Below are 1,398 nucleotides of genomic sequence, written 5' to 3'. Positions count from 1 at the left end.
CGGCCGATCAGCCGGTCGCGCAAGGCCGCCGCCGCGCGGAAGCGATCGGCGAAGAAACCGGCGTCGATGGTGACCGACAGGTCACGGGTCAGCACGCGCGCCGCGATCAGGGTGTGGGGGTTGAAGGTGGCGATGCCCAGCACGCCGCCGCCGGCGTCGGCCAGCCGCACCAGGCCGCCCTTGGGCAGGGCCTTGGCGGCGGCATCCATCTGGATTTCGTTGGAATAGGCCCAGGGGTGGCCACCGGCCACGCGCTTGTGCCGGCCCGCCTGGAACAGCAGGGTGGGAAGCTTTTCAGTCATGGGCCGGAGCATACCGCGCGGCCCCGAAGGCACAACGGCAAAGGGCGCAAGGGCTCCCGTCGCCGGCCACGGGGCTTGCCCATATATTTTTCCTGATTCCTTTTCCTAGGATGCGACTGCGTCCGCCGGAAGTTTCCAGGGAGCGTACCGGACTGGAAACTGAGAAAGCCAAGCCGGCGGATGGCGGCGCCCGGCGACTGAGGGGTCCGCGTCAAGCCGCCGGCGTCAGGTGTTTGCACAGGCGCCGCCCTTCCGGCACATGCCCTTGGGCGTGGAAACGGGAGAGCGAGGGACGGGTTTTGGCGGCCTGCCTGTCGGGCAAGGTGACATGGATGGCGTCACAGCCGTGCTGCCGGGCGATGCGGTCCATCTCGGCCAGCAGCGCGTCGTTCGCCCCTTCCGGGTCGAACAGGTCCAGCGCCACGAACAGGTCCACCTGCAGGCCCAGCCGATGGTCCAGGTCCGGCACCACCAGGTAGGAGAACAGGCCGTGCATGTAACGGTGGTCCAGCTGGACGGTGACGATGCCGCCCCGGCTGCCCGGCGCCAGCAGGGCCTGGGCATGGTCGCGCCACCGTTCCACCGTGAGGTCCGGATAGAAAGGCCGCATCAAGGCATAGGCCTGGTCGATCTGGCGGGGATCCAACGGGCGGGTCACGAAGGTGGGCATGAAGGTGCCAATCCGGGACTGAGGGACCAGCATCCTGAAACGTCAATAACCGCTCCGGCCATGATCTGGATCAAAGATCGGTTCGGCAGTTCGGGTAAGCCAGTCAGCGCGATGTTAGCCTTTCCCTCACTCGTTCCCCGGCTATATGCTGATCTCGCGGCATTGATTGGGGAACGAAAGACCGGCCGCGCCCCCTGCCGCGACCGACGCGGGCAGGGTAACGGCTGAAAGCGGAGCGCGGCGATGAGCCCTATCGATTTTGCCTATTCCCGGAGCGCCGATGCCCAGGGCAACGCCAAGGGTGCCGGCGCCAAGCCCGACCCGGCCGGCGAAATCCACCCGTGCAGCGCCTGCACCGTCCGCACCCTGACCGTCTGTGCCGCCCTGGAGGCGGAAGAGCTGCGCCGCCTGGCGGAAATCCTGCAG

1 protein-coding gene and 2 pseudogenes are annotated in these 1,398 nt (G+C 67.5%); 1 reads left to right on the top strand and 2 read right to left on the bottom strand.

The window, feature by feature from the left end; translation table 11 throughout:
• Both I55_RS08900 and I55_RS08895 read right to left on the bottom strand, forming a co-directional pair.
• Positions 1-302, bottom strand: a pseudogene (locus I55_RS08900) (RlmI/RlmK family 23S rRNA methyltransferase); the annotation flags it as partial.
• Between the two features lie 211 nt (positions 303-513).
• On the bottom strand, positions 514-972 hold the full coding sequence (locus I55_RS08895; RefSeq protein ID WP_044560169.1) for a hypothetical protein: 459 nt from the start codon (positions 970-972) through the stop codon (positions 514-516).
• A gap of 243 nt (positions 973-1,215) precedes the next feature.
• Here I55_RS08895 and I55_RS38310 point away from each other — a divergent pair.
• A pseudogene (locus I55_RS38310) lies at positions 1,216-1,398 on the top strand (hypothetical protein); the annotation flags it as partial.

This window comes from Azospirillum sp. B4 (assembly GCF_000333275.1).
Taxonomy (GTDB): Bacteria; Pseudomonadota; Alphaproteobacteria; order Azospirillales; family Azospirillaceae; genus Nitrospirillum.
Note: the sequence above shows the minus strand (reverse complement) of the source record. Positions and strands in the feature narration are given on the sequence as shown.